Annotated in this window: 13 protein-coding genes and 1 pseudogene; 4 read left to right on the plus strand and 10 right to left on the minus strand. The window is 39.8% G+C overall.

Translation table 11 applies throughout. The features are described from left to right. From WDC_RS02600 to WDC_RS02610, 3 genes are all read right to left on the minus strand, one after another. A partial coding sequence (locus WDC_RS02600; RefSeq protein WP_044010262.1) for a restriction endonuclease subunit S occupies nucleotides 1-285 on the minus strand: 285 nt, incomplete at its 3' end. Nucleotides 286-296: 11 nt separating this feature from the next. After that, nucleotides 297-848, minus strand: coding sequence for a restriction endonuclease subunit S (locus WDC_RS02605; RefSeq protein ID WP_044010263.1), 552 nt, complete (start codon nucleotides 846-848; stop codon nucleotides 297-299). Further along, nucleotides 838-3,420: a type I restriction-modification system subunit M gene (locus tag WDC_RS02610; RefSeq protein ID WP_052497770.1), complete on the minus strand. Its 2,583-nt coding sequence runs from the start codon at nucleotides 3,418-3,420 to the stop codon at nucleotides 838-840. The genes WDC_RS02605 and WDC_RS02610 overlap by 11 nt, the downstream gene beginning before the upstream one ends. Nucleotides 3,421-3,668: 248 nt before the next feature. Between WDC_RS02610 and WDC_RS02615 the strand changes: the two genes are divergently transcribed. Further along, nucleotides 3,669-4,601 (plus strand): DUF4767 domain-containing protein, encoded by a 933-nt coding sequence (locus tag WDC_RS02615; RefSeq protein WP_044010264.1) that lies wholly within the window; start codon nucleotides 3,669-3,671, stop codon nucleotides 4,599-4,601. A 661-nt stretch (nucleotides 4,602-5,262) separates the two neighbouring features. Here the strand turns inward: WDC_RS02615 and WDC_RS02620 are convergent. The 4 genes and pseudogenes from WDC_RS02620 to WDC_RS09805 all read right to left on the minus strand — a co-directional run bounded on the left by WDC_RS02620 (nucleotide 5,263) and on the right by WDC_RS09805 (nucleotide 10,424). Further along, complete coding sequence (locus tag WDC_RS02620) at nucleotides 5,263-6,012, minus strand: glucose 1-dehydrogenase (RefSeq protein WP_044010265.1); 750 nt, start codon at nucleotides 6,010-6,012, stop codon at nucleotides 5,263-5,265. A 231-nt stretch (nucleotides 6,013-6,243) separates the two neighbouring features. Beyond that, nucleotides 6,244-7,938 carry an oleate hydratase gene (locus WDC_RS02625; protein ID WP_044010266.1) on the minus strand — a complete coding sequence of 565 codons (1,695 nt, stop codon included), beginning with the start codon at nucleotides 7,936-7,938 and terminating at the stop codon, nucleotides 6,244-6,246. 160 nt (nucleotides 7,939-8,098) lie between these two features. After that, nucleotides 8,099-9,067, minus strand: coding sequence for an ROK family protein (locus WDC_RS02630; RefSeq protein WP_044010267.1), 969 nt, complete (start codon nucleotides 9,065-9,067; stop codon nucleotides 8,099-8,101). Between the two features lie 166 nt (nucleotides 9,068-9,233). After that, nucleotides 9,234-10,424: pseudogene (locus WDC_RS09805) on the minus strand (MFS transporter). Nucleotides 10,425-10,692: 268 nt separating this feature from the next. On the opposite strand from WDC_RS09805, the gene WDC_RS02640 reads away from it, so the two are divergent. Both WDC_RS02640 and rpsN read left to right on the plus strand, forming a co-directional pair. Next, entirely contained in the window at nucleotides 10,693-11,058 is a 366-nt protein-coding gene (locus WDC_RS02640; RefSeq protein WP_044010268.1) for a MerR family transcriptional regulator, read from the plus strand. Nucleotides 11,059-11,061: 3 nt separating this feature from the next. Next, nucleotides 11,062-11,331 carry a 30S ribosomal protein S14 gene (rpsN, locus tag WDC_RS02645; RefSeq protein WP_044010269.1) on the plus strand — a complete coding sequence of 90 codons (270 nt, stop codon included), beginning with the start codon at nucleotides 11,062-11,064 and terminating at the stop codon, nucleotides 11,329-11,331. Nucleotides 11,332-11,537: 206 nt separating this feature from the next. On the opposite strand, the gene WDC_RS02650 is transcribed toward rpsN, so the two are convergent. After that, nucleotides 11,538-12,500, minus strand: coding sequence for an AEC family transporter (locus tag WDC_RS02650; RefSeq protein WP_044010270.1), 963 nt, complete (start codon nucleotides 12,498-12,500; stop codon nucleotides 11,538-11,540). A 31-nt stretch (nucleotides 12,501-12,531) separates the two neighbouring features. Continuing rightward, entirely contained in the window at nucleotides 12,532-14,217 is a 1,686-nt protein-coding gene (locus WDC_RS02655) for a malolactic enzyme (RefSeq protein ID WP_263640390.1), read from the minus strand. 78 nt (nucleotides 14,218-14,295) lie between these two features. Between WDC_RS02655 and WDC_RS02660 the strand changes: the two genes are divergently transcribed. After that, on the plus strand, nucleotides 14,296-15,171 hold the full coding sequence (locus tag WDC_RS02660; RefSeq protein ID WP_044010272.1) for a LysR substrate-binding domain-containing protein: 876 nt from the start codon (nucleotides 14,296-14,298) through the stop codon (nucleotides 15,169-15,171). A gap of 22 nt (nucleotides 15,172-15,193) precedes the next feature. Here WDC_RS02660 and WDC_RS02665 read toward each other — a convergent pair whose 3' ends face one another. Next, complete coding sequence (locus WDC_RS02665) at nucleotides 15,194-16,261, minus strand: PTS transporter subunit IIC (protein WP_044010273.1); 1,068 nt, start codon at nucleotides 16,259-16,261, stop codon at nucleotides 15,194-15,196. Nucleotides 16,262-16,273 lie beyond the last annotated feature (12 nt).

Consider the following 16,273-nt stretch of genomic DNA (forward strand, 5'->3'; position numbering starts at 1 on the left):
AGTAAAGAGCACTGTTCCCACTGGTAATATATGAGCTGAACTTTTTTGTAAACCAAGTCCAGTGATCTTTTTTTGACTTTCATCGATATAAATCTGGTTACCGATTTCAACGGGTGAGTACCAATCAATATCACCGTTCCAGTATTCAGAAACATTAGTGCTTGGAGTTCCACCACCGATAATATCTGCGACTTCTCCCAACTTACGCTGTTCCCAAGCGTCAGTAAATCCAGGAAATCTTAATTCTGGGAATTTTTTCCCATTTTTTGGAAATAATTTAATCATGTATGATTTTTTTAAGTTTTTAGTTTTTCACCTTCACGTTGATTGGCAGCGATAAGGTTGTCAATATATTTTATAATCTTCCCAATAAATGACTGCTCTTCAACATTAGGAATATGAAAAAATGTATTAGATACTATTTGCCAATCAGATCTTGGCATCTTGCTGCCAATAGATAAGTTTGAAATTTCACAGTATTTAGGAGATTGAATTAAATAATATATAAAAGATCCATCATTGTTTTGGGGATCAAAAACCCAAAAATCACCGACAGCAATTCCTGTAAAATTGGGATGAAGCCAATTTTTTAAATATGGTCGTAGTTTCCCAAACAATATATCACCTGAAATGAACATAATTCCTGATTTATGACTACTTTTACGGTATATATTCTTATTAAGTGTACCTACTCCGGAGTTTATATCTTCAAATTCTACCGTGGGCAGACTATTGCTTTTGGATGTTTTTGATCTTCGTGAAACGACTTCATTCAACTTACGCTGTTCCCAAGGGTCAGTGAATCCCGGAAATCTTAATTTAGGATATTTCCTACTTTTATCGCCCATTAGGATCACCTTCAACTAACTGAGCTGCAAGCTCCATGAATTCGTCTTCAATTTTTTTCTTTTCAGCTTGTATATCTGCCAGTGTTTCGTCATACCGATCAGCAAGATTTTTCAAATCATTCAATTCAGCATCAATTTTATTAGAAAGTAAATTAATAATGTCATCTCTAAATGAATCGAACCACTTGATTCGAAGCATATCTGTAATTTGTTGCTCAGATAAATTTTCATAAATTGAAAATGTCTTCTTGTCCAAAGAGTCAGTTAGTTCGCTTAATTTTTTGTTTTCAATTTTCCTCTCTTTTTCCTTATCGGCATAGGAATTTAGCCATTCAATTGCATCAGCATCGGCAGTTTTATCAAGATCCTTAACTTTAACCTGATCTTTTTTCGATAAAAGTTCTCCTTCGCTGAATATCAATCCATCAAAATCGTCATTTGACTTACCATCTTCGATTAACTGCTCCATCTCACTCTGCGCATTCTCAACGCTATTTTGTACCTCTTGCAAATGAGACAAATCATCAGCGAATAAATGCTGTTGAACAAGTTTTTTAGAGAGTAAACTCCCTTCCTGTCCATCTTCAACTTGGATCGACTGATTGTTCTTTTTCTTTGTTTTATACAGCTGTTTTAAAGCACGTCCTGCTGTAATTAAGCCATATTTCTGAATTAACTCGATATCAATTGTTAAATTATCGTTCCAAAGATTAGCAATAACTTGATAAGAAGAATATGGATCTACAATTCCATCAATCGATAACTGTTGTTTTGCTTCATCAGCCATTTCAGTCTTTAGATCTTCAATGTTTTTCGCAGCATCAACCTGTGCTAATTTGTTAAACCATCTTTCTTCAAAACTACTAATAGCAGCTGTATATGTCTTTTTTTCTGCTTCTAATTTTGTCGATTTAAATATTCTGTTTCTTAGCTCATCATTATCAACAGCCTGTTTTACATAACCTGGCCGAATTTCGTTAAACGAATTATTTAATTCTTCACCACATAACTTGTTTAACACTGTTAAATTATCAATCGCATACTTAGGAATGCCACCCTTGAGATGACCTTCAACATCCTGTACTTCCTCATGTTCAATTTTTTCAACGTAACGAGGAATATTGAGATTGAATTCATTTTCTTCAATCTCCTTCAAGGTAGCCAAATGACTAAACCCCGGTACTTCTTTGCGCTCACTAACCGTGTCAACTATCTTTGCAATATCTCGCTCACGAAGTCTGTTTTGCTTACCATCATTAACAAACCCGTCTGATGCATCAATTATTAATACATCTTTTTCACCGTTTAATACACGATTCTTTTTTAGAATAATGACAACTACTGGAATACCTGTATTCGTAAATAAGCTAGATGGCATTCCAATAATTGCGTGAATTTGATTCTTTTTTAACAAATTTTTACGAATAGTTTCTTCATCCCCACCACGGAATAAAACACCGTGAGGTAAAACAATGGCCATTGCACCATTCTGATCTAAATGGTATAAACCATGCAGTAAAAATGCAAAGTCTGCTTTTGTTTTTGGTGCTAAGGCTTCATAATCTTGAAAGCGTGGGTCAGTTAGAGAAGCCTCTGAGTATGCACTATCAGTTCCCTGACTCCAGTTATACGAATATGGTGGATTCATAACGACAGCGTCAAATTGTCTACTTTGTTGAGGATTATTTGGATCCTCTGGCCAATCATCCCGTAATGTATCACCATTGTTGATAGTCATGTGGTCTGGTTGAACCCCATGCAGTAATAAATTCATTCTAGTAAGGTTATACGTAGCGGTGTTGTATTCTTGACCAAAATACTGAAGGATTTTCTTATCTGCATTGGTTAAATGCCTTGCTAATGTTAGGAGTAACGAGCCAGATCCAACTGCTGGATCGTATATACTACGAATATTATTAGTTGAGTTAGTAATTACCTGAGCCATTACTTCGGAAACTTGTCGTGGCGTGTAAAACTCACCAGCTTTTTTACCTGATTCCATTCCAAACTGCCCAACTAAATACTCATAAGCATCCCCGAGAACATCACTCTTCTGCAGTTCCGTCATATCTAAATCTGCAAATAATTTAATTAGTGAACGCAGATTTTTATTTCGTTTATTTAAATCACTACCCAGGTCCGGGCTATTAACATCGAGCGAACTAAATAGACCATCAAAGTCGTGCCGATTGATGGATTGCTGAACGTTACGTTGGAAATTACTAATTGCGTTTTCGATGCTAGCGACTTCAAACGTATTGTTAGCAATATTTTTCAGCCAAGTTTGGTATAAATCATTAGGCTGTACATAGTAACCTAAATCTTCAATTAAGGCTTTATATACTTCCTTCATAACTTCTGTATCTGACGCATATCCTATATATGTTTCATATACGTTCTCATCAATTTCAGCCGTTTCCGAAAATGCTTGTAACGTTTTATCACTGAGAAATTTATAGAACATGATACCTAGCATGTAGTCCTTATATTTTGCCGCCTCCATTGAACCACGTAGCTGTTCGGCTCCATTCCATAGCCGCGTATATAACTCTTGATTAGATTGAATTGCCATCGTGTTTTCTCCTCTGCATTTCATGCATTATAAAAAAGCTTTTATTAATTAAATATCTATATTTTTACGTACATAACACAATTACCATTTTATACTGACTCTGTACCCCAGCGAAAGGGTATTCAAGAGATTAGTAGCTTATTTAAAATTGTAAAGTCAAACTTTGACTCAATTAATCTTCCCAATTCATTTGTGTCAATGTAAATGGTACAATCAAACTAATAAATTACTACTTGGGAGATCTACTTATGAAACATATGGGGAAACAGACGAAACTGCCGCTAGTTTGGAAAGTCATTGGTACGGTTTTGGTGATTTTTATTATTGGATTTGGTGGATATCATCTTTTTTATCAAACTGATGATGCACAACCACAGACGACTACGAAACAAACTACAACCAATAAAAAATCAATTTGGAATACTGATAAAAACGCTCGTTTGGCTGATTTTATGGATGATTGGCAAACTGATATGGGACAAACTTACCAAAGTGGAACCTCTAAAAATCAACTTGATTATTTCGATCTAACCTTGCCAACGGATCTAAAGAACATTGAAGCAACCATTAACGACGATGTAACAACTTTAGCTTGGTACCAAAATAAATCAAAAACTGCAAACTATCAGGTTGTCGCCATATATGGTAATACCAGTAATTCCAATAATAGGATATTATATTTATTTACGATTCATAATAAAAAACCAGTTGTACTGGTGACTGAACAAACTAATGCCACTAGCAAACTCAATTTTTCAGTTACTAGTAATACAGCATTAAAAGCTGGCTTTTCAAAAATTGTATCGGGTAAGAAGGCTAAGTATTCCTCTCAAACTAAAGAATCAAGTTCAGCCACAATCAGTAATAACGATAGCGCTTCTTCCTCTGGTTCTAGTTCTAGTTCAACCAATAGTTCTAGTTCAACTAACAAAATAAACAGCAAAGAAGATGCCTATAATTATTTAAAGGCACAAAATTATGATGCTGATGGCGACACGCTAATCTGGACGTATGATCATACTGGCAGTGATGAATTTGGCACATTCTATTTTTTTACTGGAATCCATCAGTCAACTGTTGACTACAACAATGAACACGGTACGGATCTAACCGACCATGCGGATACGATGGTGTATCAAAGTGGCAAGATCAGAGATCCATATGGTGGCGAGTTTGAATAATGCTTATTAATTAAAACAGGACCGACAATTTGATTGCCGATCCTGTTTTTTATCAAAGCTTGAATTGTCCACAAATCTAAACTATTTTGCTATCACATGTACGCCTTCTCATTGTATTTTCATTACCTTCAGCAACCTAGTTACTGTGGTCTCAATAGGCTTAGTAGTCTAACAAAATCATGTTGAAATTAAGTAAATGGGTCACACTTTACGCAGGTCTCATGTGGGGTGTGATCACACACTACAAATTTTGAGAAAAATTTGTCGGCTTCAATGATATTGGAGTTATCTGCGGCAGCAATTAACCTTGTCATTGCCTACTGAATAACAAAAAAAGACCGACAATTAAATTTTGCCGGTCCCTCTCTTAAATCGCATCAGTAGTTTTCACCGTTATTCACGGATGCTGATGCCTTAAGATGTTCTCCATAACTCAAAGCATCACCCCCTTTTTTGTTTGGGTTCAATTTAACACCAAATTTTGATTGGGTCAATTAATATGAGCTTTTTTCATCGGTTTTTATTTTTGTCGATTAGACTTGCTTCGAGCGCCAGATCCTTCCGGTTAATTCAAAATATGCCACGACCCACACAACCCATGAGTCATGGCATATTTTAAGTTAATCATCAGTACCTTTCAGGCTCTTTTCGTACTCTGATTCTATGCTCGAACTCCGCCATCAACCGTAAACTCAGCACCATTGGCATACTTCGATTCGTCACTCCCTAAGTAGACACAAATTTCACCGATATCTGCTGGTTCACCCATATGACCTACTGGGATTGTTGAAATAATTGCATCGCGCGCTGCTTCTGGCACGATGGCCGTGTCAATCCAGCCTGGATGCACTGAATTTACTCGGATATTAATCTTACGTTGGGCCAATGATAATGCTACCGCATGAGTGAACATTCTAGTGCCACCCTTACTTGCTGAATAGTCTGGTGCCATCGGCAATCCAACTAATCCAGCGACAGATGAAACATTGATAATTGAACCATTACCATCATTCGTTTCCTTCATCGCATTAATAGCTGCCTTAACACCTAAAAAGTTACCTGTTAAGTTAATGTTCATCGTCTTATTCCAGCTATCCAAACTCATTGATTCAATTGGTTCACCACCGCCACCAATACCGGCGTTATTAACCAAAACATCTAACTTACCAAATTTGGCAATTGTTTCTTTGATGACCTTATTCCAGTCAGCTTCTACGCCAACATCTTGTTGGACAAATAATGCTTTGTCATCCCCGAATTTTTCAACTGCCTTTTTACCACCATCAACGTTGTGGTTAGCTGTGATAACTACTTTTGCGCCTTCACGAACATAGCATTCTGCTACGCCTAAACCAATACCAGCTACTCCACCTGTGATGATTGCTACTTTACCCTTTAGTCTGTCTGACATTTTGAATTACTCTCCTTTTGTTTGAACTAGTTATATTGTGCCATAGTTCACTATTGGTTGGCTAATGATTTCCTTTTTTTATTAGTCTTTTTTCTTTTATTGATTAGATCGGCTCCGTGAGCCAGGTGTTTCCGGTTAACCCCAAAAATGCCATGACCCACGGAGTTCAGTGAATAATGACATTTTTTATGTTAATCCTCGACACCTTTCAGGCTCTCTGCGCACTCTTTCTTATTCAAACATCTTCTTAGTCGCCTTTGCTAGCACTACCGGATCCTTATCAAATCTTGGGTTTTTAACCAGTTTATCCATTGGTACACCCGCAAAGTGGAATGCGGCGATCTCGCCCGAACGGGTTGCGCTTTGTTCCGTGAAGACCATTTGGTATGGTTGTTCCACAAACTCACCTGTGAACGCTAAGTTAGTCGAATGAGTTGGAATTACCTCTGGGCGGTCGGCCTTAGCGCGGTTATTGAATAGTGCCGATGCATATGGCATATAGACCGGGATATTATTGATCACGCTGTCAAAGATTTCTTTGGCCTTATCTTGAATATTAGTCGGTCCCGGATCGACCTTGGCTAACTGACCAATCAATTCTTGCAGCATTTCTTTCCCTGTCATCTTGATATACTGCTTATTGACGAATTCACCCGTGCGGCGTGGATAGAGGAAGTAGCCCCAGATAACCGATTCGTTTGGCTTTTGCGTCGTAAAGTGAGGCTGGTGGTGCACCACAATCGACATATTAACATCTTCTTGATTCAACGGTGTAATTGGCGTCGTTGAAATAAACGAATTTAGTGCGTTACCTGGCACCTGCGTGGTAATTCTGGTAATTTCATTTAGTAACAAGTGATCCTTAGTTGTTAGTGTGAAACTAACCCACTCACTAGCATCCCTGTCTTCAAAGAACTTGTCTGGATTACCCAAATTATAGAAGCGTTCCGTTGCTTTCTTCCATAGTCCAGCAGCGGCACCATAATCCATATTCTCTGGTGCCGGTGTGTTGTAATCACCCATGGTAGCTGAATCCGTGATCGAGCCATTGGTGAAGAAGACAGCCGTATCATCAGCAACAGGAACTTCCTGTGTTTCGCCAGTCTCCGTATTCTCCATCGTCAAAGCAGTCACTGTAATTTCATCTTGCATCGTTGTCTCTTTAAACGTCCAGTCATTAACCCGACGATTCAAAACAATTTTGACGCCTTGATCCTTTAAATAGTTAATCAATGGCAACATGATACTCTCATACTGATTATAACGAGTACGGTTAACCCCGACCAAATGCTCGATTTGTGTAAATTCGTAAATCATTTGGTGCATGTACCGGCGTAATTCCTGCACTGAACTCCTCGTTCTGAACGCGAACGTTGTTTCCCACATATACCAGAAATTAGTTTGGAAAATGTGTGGGGAATTTTTAAAGTATTGCGCAATGGTAATGTTGTCTAATTTTTCTTCCTGTGAATCAGGCATTAGCACTAAGCGGCTCAGTAACACCCGATCTTTATTGTTCAGTTTTAAATGCCCACCATTAATAATACCTTGGCCACCTTTTAATAGTCGGGCCTTATCAAACGTGCGGTGCTTGGCATCAAAATCAAGTGTATCCTCTGCGGCTGTCATTCCTGGTTCCGTCGCAGATGGCACCCGACTAAGTAAATCCATTAAATCAACATATGTCCGATAGTTCAACATTCGGCCACCACGAGCAACGTAGCCCTTGGTGTTTTCAATCGGATGATTTTTGTTCCAATATTCATCAGTCACGTCATCTGTCGGTGCACCATCATTTGAGCCATGATCATCCAACGAGTAGAACGTAATTGCGTCACCATTCCAATGTCCCTCTTGAATCAAATAAACAGCTGCTGCCATATTCGACAGCCCTGCGCCGATCATAATTGCTTTTGTCTTTGTCATTCTGGGCACCTCCAAATATTTTTGTTACCGATTTCATTTTAAATTATAGTTCTTGTGGCAACATTTGTCCATTAAAACGATTACCTGGGGCAACTTTTTTAATCGTTGATATATCAGGGATAATTTAGGCAGAATTAATTTAGGGTCTCAACTGATACCATCATTTACTAGATTTATTTAACCGCCGCTGAGCAACAATGGCAGCTCCAATCATCCCAGCCCGATCTCCCAATTTAGCAGTTTCAATCTGGCAGGCAGCCACTGCGATTTTTAATCCGTGTTGATGAATTGACCGTTTCATTGGAACTAGCAATCGTTCGCCAGCATTGGCCACGCCACCACCAATTATTAATATTGCGGGATTATAAAGATTAATTGCGTTTGCCAACCCATAACCGAGCAGCTCACCAGTTTCTTGCCAGACAGCATGCGCCATTTGATCATGCTGATCGTCAGCTTCAGACAACATTTTGGCGGTAATTTGTGCTGGTTGATTATTAGTCCACTCAGCGACAATACTAGTGAATCCAGCAGCTAATTTTTCCTGTGCTGTTTTAACAATACCGCGGCCAGAAACATACCGGCCAAGGCAACCACTACTACCACATGCGCACGGACGACCGTGGCGATACATATTCATATGTCCAATTTCACCAGCACTGGTAGTTGCGCCATATAAAACGTGACCATCCACCACGATGCCTGAACCCATACCAGTGCCCAGCGTCACCATTAGTAAATTGGTTTGATCGATACCAACACCACGCTGCCACTCACCATACAAGTTAACTCGAACATCATTATCAATAAAAACCGGGACGTGGAACTGTTCTTCAAAAATATGTTTAATTGGAACATCCGCCCAATTAGCGAAATTGGGTGAAAATTTGGAGATACCAGCTGCAATATCTAACAATCCGGGCACTCCAATTCCGATCGCCTGGAGCATTGATTGCCGCACTTGGTTGCGAATCAATAGTTCTTGAATCGCATTGGTCAAGTTGCTAACCACCGTGATTGAATTAGTTTCAGATTGCGTCGGACGCCAGAGTTCATCAACGCTGTTAAGTTGGTCATCAAATAGACCGACTTTGATGTTTGTGCCTCCTAAATCAATTCCTAAATACATTAACTCATCCCCACGTCATTTATCTGCTTTGATTATAGTCCTATCCTGTTGTGGAAGCCAAAGTTTCACGTGAAACTATTTAATACTATGTAGTATAAAATTGATCGAATTATTTGAAGAAAAAAACCGTGATAGTGTTTAAACTATCACAGTCTTGTTACATATATTATCGTTTAATTGCTCGCAAATACCAACCAGCCGCAGTCAGCAATATTAATCCACTGACAGCAAAAATCCACACTAGAGGCACGACATCTGCTAATGGGCCCATTCCTAATGTGCCAATTAACAGCATTAAACTACCAATCATTTGGTACGCTGAAAACGTTCGCCCCATAAATTCTGGCGCAGCCGTTGTTTGAATAATCACAGCTTGCGTAGTCATTATATACGAGAATGACCAACCCGCCAAAAACATAGTAAGCAAATACAACCACATTGTCGGCATAAATCCCATGGTGATCATGGCGATTGAAAATCCACCCACCGCCATGCCCAGCACGCGTTCGTTGTCTTTAAATTCTTTTTTCTTAGCTACTAGTAGACCACTAATAATGGAGCCTCCGCCCCACATAATTTCTTGCAACGTCAGGTTAGTAACATTAGCCCCAAATTGCCGCTGAATGAGAAGTAAGCTCAGCACTGAAGCTGGCGTCATTAATAAATACGAGAAAGCGTTAATCGTAAAAAGGCGCCGCAACTTCAAGTTACTAAATAGATATTTCAATCCTGCCAACAACGCTTGCTCGTTTTGCTTAATCGATTCATTATTATGACTAACCTGCACCGGATTAAGCGTAATTTTGATCATACATAACAATTCAATTGCCGCCATGAATACATCGATCATTAGTGCCCAATACAAGTTAAAATTAGCCAGAATTAAGCCCCCAACTACTGGTGAAATAATTGTGGACAGTGACATCAAGGTTTGATTAATTCCATTGATACGTGTTAACTCATATTATGGCACTAATTGTGGGTATGCTGAGCTGACAGCCGGCTGTTGAATTCCCTGCCCAATTGACCGTAACGCTGCAAATAAAATTAGAAGCCACAGCGAACGAATACCTTGGCTCCAAAATAGTGCAAGTACAAGCGTCAATAATGCAATTGCGCCGTCTGAACCCATAATCAGCCATTTACGCGAAAATCGATCCGCCCACGCTCCACCAACTAAGGTGATTAAAATTTGTGGTAACAATGTACTCACGGTTGCCAATGCCAACCATAATCCTGAATTAGTTGTTAAACTGATGTACCAAGTGATTGCATAGCCAGTCACCAGAGTACCAAATAACGAAATATTTTGACTTGCTAAAAATAAATAACCTTGTTTTTGCCAGTGTTGTTGCATACGTAAAAACTCCTTTTTTATATCAGCGGAACTCACTGGCTCCGCTGAAAAACTATTTTTGAGAGTGTTTTGCGTATTTCACTACAAATATTTTCGACATCTTAAATCTCCTTTGCACGGTTTATTACCCAACACAATACATAAATTGGTTTAGCGGGTCAAGCACAAAGGCACCCAGCGATAAATTTTGCTCAACTGAGACTTTTTACTTGACCTCAAGTTAACTTGAGGTAATATAGTTAAATGAATGTTGCAAAGGAGTTTCATAATGAAAATTAACGAAGTTGCCAAATTAACAAAATTACCCATTTCAACTCTACGTTACTATGACGATCTGGGTCTGACTTGTCATGTCACTCGAGATGGTCGTGGTCAAAGAAATTTTACAACCCAGGCGGTCCAATGGTTGAAAAAGATGACCTGTCTACGTGAAAGTGGCATGTCACTGAAGTTAATTCAGCAGTATGCCAAATTAACTGATACTGATTCCAGCAGCACCATGCAACGAACTAAGTTACTAATGCAGCAACGGCAGCAAATTGAATCTCAAATGGCTGAGCTTCAACATTCGTTAACTATCATTGATCAAGAACTACAGCAACCCACATTTGTCACCAACCAACAGGAGGAATAACCAATGGCTAAGAAGTCAAAAATTGAAAAAGCAAAAAGAATCGATGCAACCATTCAGCGCTACGCTGCTGTACGTGCTGAAATGATTCGTAATCATGATTATGAAGGACTCAGCAAATTGCCACGTGACGCTTCACCAACGCGCCATCGTAATCGCGACACATTGGATGGCCGCTCGCGCGGATATTTACGTCAATTTGGCATGTCACGAATTAACTTCCGTAATTATGCCCATGCAGGGCAGATTCCGGGCGTTCGTAAAGCTAGTTGGTAATCTACCAAGTTAATTAAAAAGACGAGTTTGAAGAATGTGTTATTCTTCGAACTCGTCTTTTTCGGCGGATTACGATCTATTTTTATCGTAAAACCATGTTCGTGTCACCAGATGTTTCAGTCTCGGCGGTACATTTATTTTGTCCTCCGACATCTTAGCGGATTGATTCACACTCTGTGTTGAGATGTGTTTCGCACAGTAATCGCCTAAATATATTGTACCAACGTCATCAAAATCGGGACCACAATCACGAACAAAACCGTGCTAGTTGTGACCACATTGGTGGCGTACTCAACATCCCCGTGTGATTGGCCAGCTAAAATTGGTAGAACCGCCAATCCTGGTGCTGCTGATTGGATGATTAAGGTACTTGATTCTAGTGATGGCATTGTATTACCAATGTGACCACTAATTAAAATTACCATAATCATCACTGCTGGTGCGATAATGAAACGACCGAGCAACGCCCAGATTGTATCGCCGTCAAAGTGAATTGACTTCAACCCAGCATCAGATAACACAATTCCAATATAAATCAACGACATTGGCGTCACAATTCCACCAACCATGCTCAACGTTGTGTCAATCCATCCTGGAATTGGAATTGCCAACAATAAGAACACTAACGCAACCAAAAAGCCTAACAAGGGTGCCGGCAATAGTTTGCGCCAGTTAAATGATTGGTCACCGCCCTTTTGCTTAGTTGGATCATCATTGGAAATGAAGAACACACCAATTGCCCATGTTGAAACTGTGTTCATTACATAGTAAATCAGGAAATATGGCATGCTCTTAACACCAAACAACGCTGTGTTTAATGGCAAGCCAATGAAAATAGTGTTGGCATTAACAAACATGTTGATAAACGTACCACGGCGGCCGGGACGAACATGCAATACTTTGCTGAGCGTCCAAGCAATTAGGTAGCCAATGGCAAAGCTAATCAGTGCATATAGCAGCCCACCAGATAGTTCAACCAACTTATCACGTGTCAAATACTTTAGTACTGAAACAAAAATTGAAGCGGGTAAGGCGATATTCATAATCAAAAATGAAATACTACCTTTAAAATTATCATCAAACCTTTTACGTTGGCGTAAATAATAACCCAACGCAATCACCAAAATAATCTCAACCAAACTTTCCACCGAAGTGATGAAAGCAGTCATGAAAACACTCCCTGTCTAATATTAAATAAAATTAATCAACTAATTTCGTTGAAATTGGTGCATATTCAGGTTCCCATTTAATTGCATTAACCGCAGCTGCGGCATCTTTCGTTTCTACGCGACTAATTTTTTGCTCAATGGCACTAGCAGCCACCGCTTGGGCAACCGTCTGCGAGAAGTCAGCCAATTTAGTTACCGGTGGTAATACAGCAGCTCCTGGTTGACTAGCATCAACAATTCCGCCCAAAGAATGAGCAGCTTTTGAAATCATGGCATCATTTAAAACAGTCGCCTTAGCAGCTAATGTCCCGAGCCCTAATCCTGGGTATACCAAGGCATTGTTAGCTTGCCCAATTTGGTAAGTAACACCGTTATAAGTAACATCTGCAGCTGGGATCCCCGTTGCCACAAGTGCCTTACCATCGGTCCATTTAATCAAATCCTCAGCTTTTGCTTCTGCCAATTTAGTTGGGTTAGATAGTGGAAAAATGATAGGACGATCCGTATGAGCGGCCATTTCCTTCACAATCTCTTCAGTGAACGTGCCTGGCTGAGTTGAAGTTCCAACTAAAATAGTTGGTTGAATTGCTTTCACTGCAGCCGTCAAACTAGTTAGTTCGTCTGCATTGTCAAATTCTGATCGCTGACGTGCAAACGGCTTTTGTTCCGGTGTCAAAGTGTCGTCATCGTCAAACAATAGTCCTTGTTTATCAACCATGTAGAAATGGGACCGGGCTTCGTCTTCGCTCATTCCTTCTTCAACCATTTCAGCCATGATCCGTTCAGTAATTCCGGCCCCGGCTGTCCCAGCACCGAAACTTAAGTAACGTTGATCACTTAACTTTTGTTTTGAAATTTGCAATGCACCTAAAATACCGGCCAATACGATAATTCCAGTTCCCTGAATATCATCATTAAAGGTCACGATATCTTTTTGATAACGTTGCAAAATTTTAGCAGCATTAGAGCGGCCAAAGTCCTCAAAATGTAAGTACATTTCTGGGAACAATGATTCTGCAGTTTGGACAAATTGGTCAACAAAATCAAAGTACTGGTCACCACGAACACGTTCGTGCCGGTTACCAAGATACAATGGATCATCCAATAAAGTTTGATTATTAGTACCAACGTCCAGGACAACAGGTAACACCTTGCTTGGATCGATACCAGCAGCGGCAGTGTAAACCATTAACTTACCAACTGCGATATCAACACCATTTGTGCCCCAATCACCAATTCCTAAAATACCTTCAGCATCGGTGACCACGATTAGTTGAATATCGCGACCATCGGCGGCATTTTGTAGTGTTTCCTTGATTGAATCTGGTTCATCGATTGATAAAAAGGCAGCTGATTGTGGGTCAATAAATAGTTCAGAATAATTTTCAATTGTATCTGCGATCGTTGGATCGTAAACAATCGGCATAAATTCAGCTACGTGTTGACTAAATAATTTATAATACAAAACTCGATTTGTATTGAAAATTTCCATTAAGAAAATTCGTTTTTCCAGGTTGCTTGGTTTACTTTGGTACTGACCATAGGTTTGTTCAGCCTGTTGCTCTAGTGTTTGAACCGTTGGTGGGATCAAACCTGTTAAATGTAAACTCTGACGTTCTGCTTGTGAAAATGCTGTGCCTTTATTTAAAAATGGGTCGTTTAAAATTTGTACTGGTTTCATTGACTTTTCCTCGCTTTCCTTAAATACAAAGAGCAGTCTAACCCCACACAAAAACTATAGTCAAACAGCACTGTTATGATAAAATATATTTATATGACAAAAAGGAGATATGTTATGAATTTTCGTGACTTGCAATACTTTGTTCAACTCGTTGCCGACCGCAATTACACCAAAACAGCTGGCCACTTCGATATCAGTCAGCCAACTATTACATATGCCATCAAGCGACTCGAGAATGAATTGAACGTGCAATTATTTGTACGCGATCAATCACATCATCAATTAAACTTAACCCTGGCAGGTCAAGAATTTAATCAACACGCCCAAAGCATCTTGCAGGAATTGGACACCGCCAAAGCTGACCTAATCGCACTGAGCCAGCAAAAAATCCGATTTGGCCTACCACCAATTATTGGCACCTATTATTTTCCTCGCTTAGCTAAATTGCTAATTAGAGAAAATATTATGCCGCACCTGCAAACGATGGAAGCCGGCTCAGCTACATTGCAGGAAAAATTGACCACTGGCGAACTTGACGTGGCACTACTAGGCGCGATTGCCCCGTTAAAAATTAAAAATGTGGAAACTTTAACCTTGACTAGCACTGATTTTAAAGTAATTGTTAGTCCGGAGCATCCCTTTAAGAAACGCACAACCATTAAATTTACGGCACTAAAAAACGAACCCTTCGTGACACTCAAAGAAGGATTCGTTCATCCAGCTGCATTTCGCCAATTAACGGCTGCGAATAATTTTCAGCCGCAGATTGTGTATACAACTCCTGATATTAATGTGTTAAAAGGAATGGTGCATGAAAACGTGGGTATCAGCCTGCTGAGTGAATTAGCGCTTACCAGCGAACAAGAAGTCCACGCCGTTGCGCTAGAGGACTCCGATCAACCTCATTTTGACATTGTTCTCGCCTACCGAACACAAGTTAACCCGTTAATTCAAAAATTAATCAACGTTTTGAGTCAACCACTAGCTTGAACACCATTTCCTGGGAAATAAATTATGAATAGTTCAGTTGGAAATTAGCTGCATCAAAGAAATTCCATTTGTGGGGAAATAGATAGTGGCTGAAAAGGCCCATTGCAATTGGGAGAACAAAGAACAAGATGACCACCAACAGTAGTGAACCTACAGTGGTACCCATTTCATCTAAGGCCGCAATTGGTCCAATTAATCCAGAAAAACCAAAACCGGCACTCATAGCAGTTCCTTGAATATTAAATAACGCTCCAATGCCGCCTAAAATACCAGCATTAATACTAATTGGAATCATTAACTTCGGTCGTGACATGATATTGGCCATCTGAATTTTGGGCGAACCCAAGAAATGAGCCACCGAAGTACCAACTGAATTGACCCTCCAACCGTAAATTGCCAGCGCAAACGACGCTGCAACAATGCCCAGATTTGCTGAGCCAGCGGCAACGCCATGAATATTAATTGCTGCCGCAATCCCTACTGATGAAATTGGTGAAACAATCAGCAGGGCAAAAATAATTCCCAACAAGATTCCCATTACAATTGGTTGTAAATTGGTTAGTTGCATGATCCCTAGACCAAGTAGTTCGGTCATTTTACTAACGGGTCCCAATGTCAGAGTTCCAATTCCGCCGGCTACTACTAGGACAATCATTGGAATTAATAGAATCGTGTAGGCTTTCAGCCGTTCGCCAAGCAATAAAATGATCACGTAACCAATCAAAATTGTAATGGCAATATTGATCACGTCGCCAGAACCGCTGACAGTGAAACCATTATCTCCTGGTTTGAAGTTTCCTGCGCCCATCACGGCTGCCAGTGACAGCGAAGTCGTTTGAATTGGCGAAAAATGTGCTAACATTCCGACACAAACCGCACTGACTGCTGGTAACAACACCATGGCTGCACTGGTCAACGCCATAACCGAGCTTGCTGCTGGAAAAACCGGCAAAATAGCCTTTAAAATCTGATTTAGCAATGCGCTAGGGACCAGCGCCACAATAATTCCAATTGACAAACCATTGAGTGTGTTCATGATCACTTGTCGAGTAGTTGGTTTCGTTGATTTCACTGGTATGTTTTGAGCCATTGAGATCTCTCC

It is taken from the genome of Paucilactobacillus wasatchensis (assembly GCF_000876205.1).
Classification (GTDB): Bacteria; Bacillota; Bacilli; order Lactobacillales; family Lactobacillaceae; genus Paucilactobacillus; species Paucilactobacillus wasatchensis.

What these genes read in the sequence shown, in the direction of transcription:
- WDC_RS02625 (WP_044010266.1), bottom strand. Translation starts at nt 7,938, where the DNA reads ATGACAAAGACAAAAGCAATTATGATCGGCGCAGGGCTGTCGAATATG.
- WDC_RS02660 (WP_044010272.1), top strand. Translation starts at nt 14,296, where the DNA reads ATGAATTTTCGTGACTTGCAATACTTTGTTCAACTCGTTGCCGACCGC.
- WDC_RS02620 (WP_044010265.1), bottom strand. Translation starts at nt 6,012, where the DNA reads ATGTCAGACAGACTAAAGGGTAAAGTAGCAATCATCACAGGTGGAGTA.
- WDC_RS02640 (WP_044010268.1), top strand. Translation starts at nt 10,693, where the DNA reads ATGAAAATTAACGAAGTTGCCAAATTAACAAAATTACCCATTTCAACT.
- WDC_RS02605 (WP_044010263.1), bottom strand. Translation starts at nt 848, where the DNA reads ATGGGCGATAAAAGTAGGAAATATCCTAAATTAAGATTTCCGGGATTC.
- WDC_RS02610 (WP_052497770.1), bottom strand. Translation starts at nt 3,420, where the DNA reads ATGGCAATTCAATCTAATCAAGAGTTATATACGCGGCTATGGAATGGA.
- WDC_RS02650 (WP_044010270.1), bottom strand. Translation starts at nt 12,500, where the DNA reads ATGACTGCTTTCATCACTTCGGTGGAAAGTTTGGTTGAGATTATTTTG.
- WDC_RS02630 (WP_044010267.1), bottom strand. Translation starts at nt 9,067, where the DNA reads ATGTATTTAGGAATTGATTTAGGAGGCACAAACATCAAAGTCGGTCTA.
- WDC_RS02665 (WP_044010273.1), bottom strand. Translation starts at nt 16,261, where the DNA reads ATGGCTCAAAACATACCAGTGAAATCAACGAAACCAACTACTCGACAA.
- rpsN (WP_044010269.1), top strand. Translation starts at nt 11,062, where the DNA reads ATGGCTAAGAAGTCAAAAATTGAAAAAGCAAAAAGAATCGATGCAACC.
- WDC_RS02615 (WP_044010264.1), top strand. Translation starts at nt 3,669, where the DNA reads ATGAAACATATGGGGAAACAGACGAAACTGCCGCTAGTTTGGAAAGTC.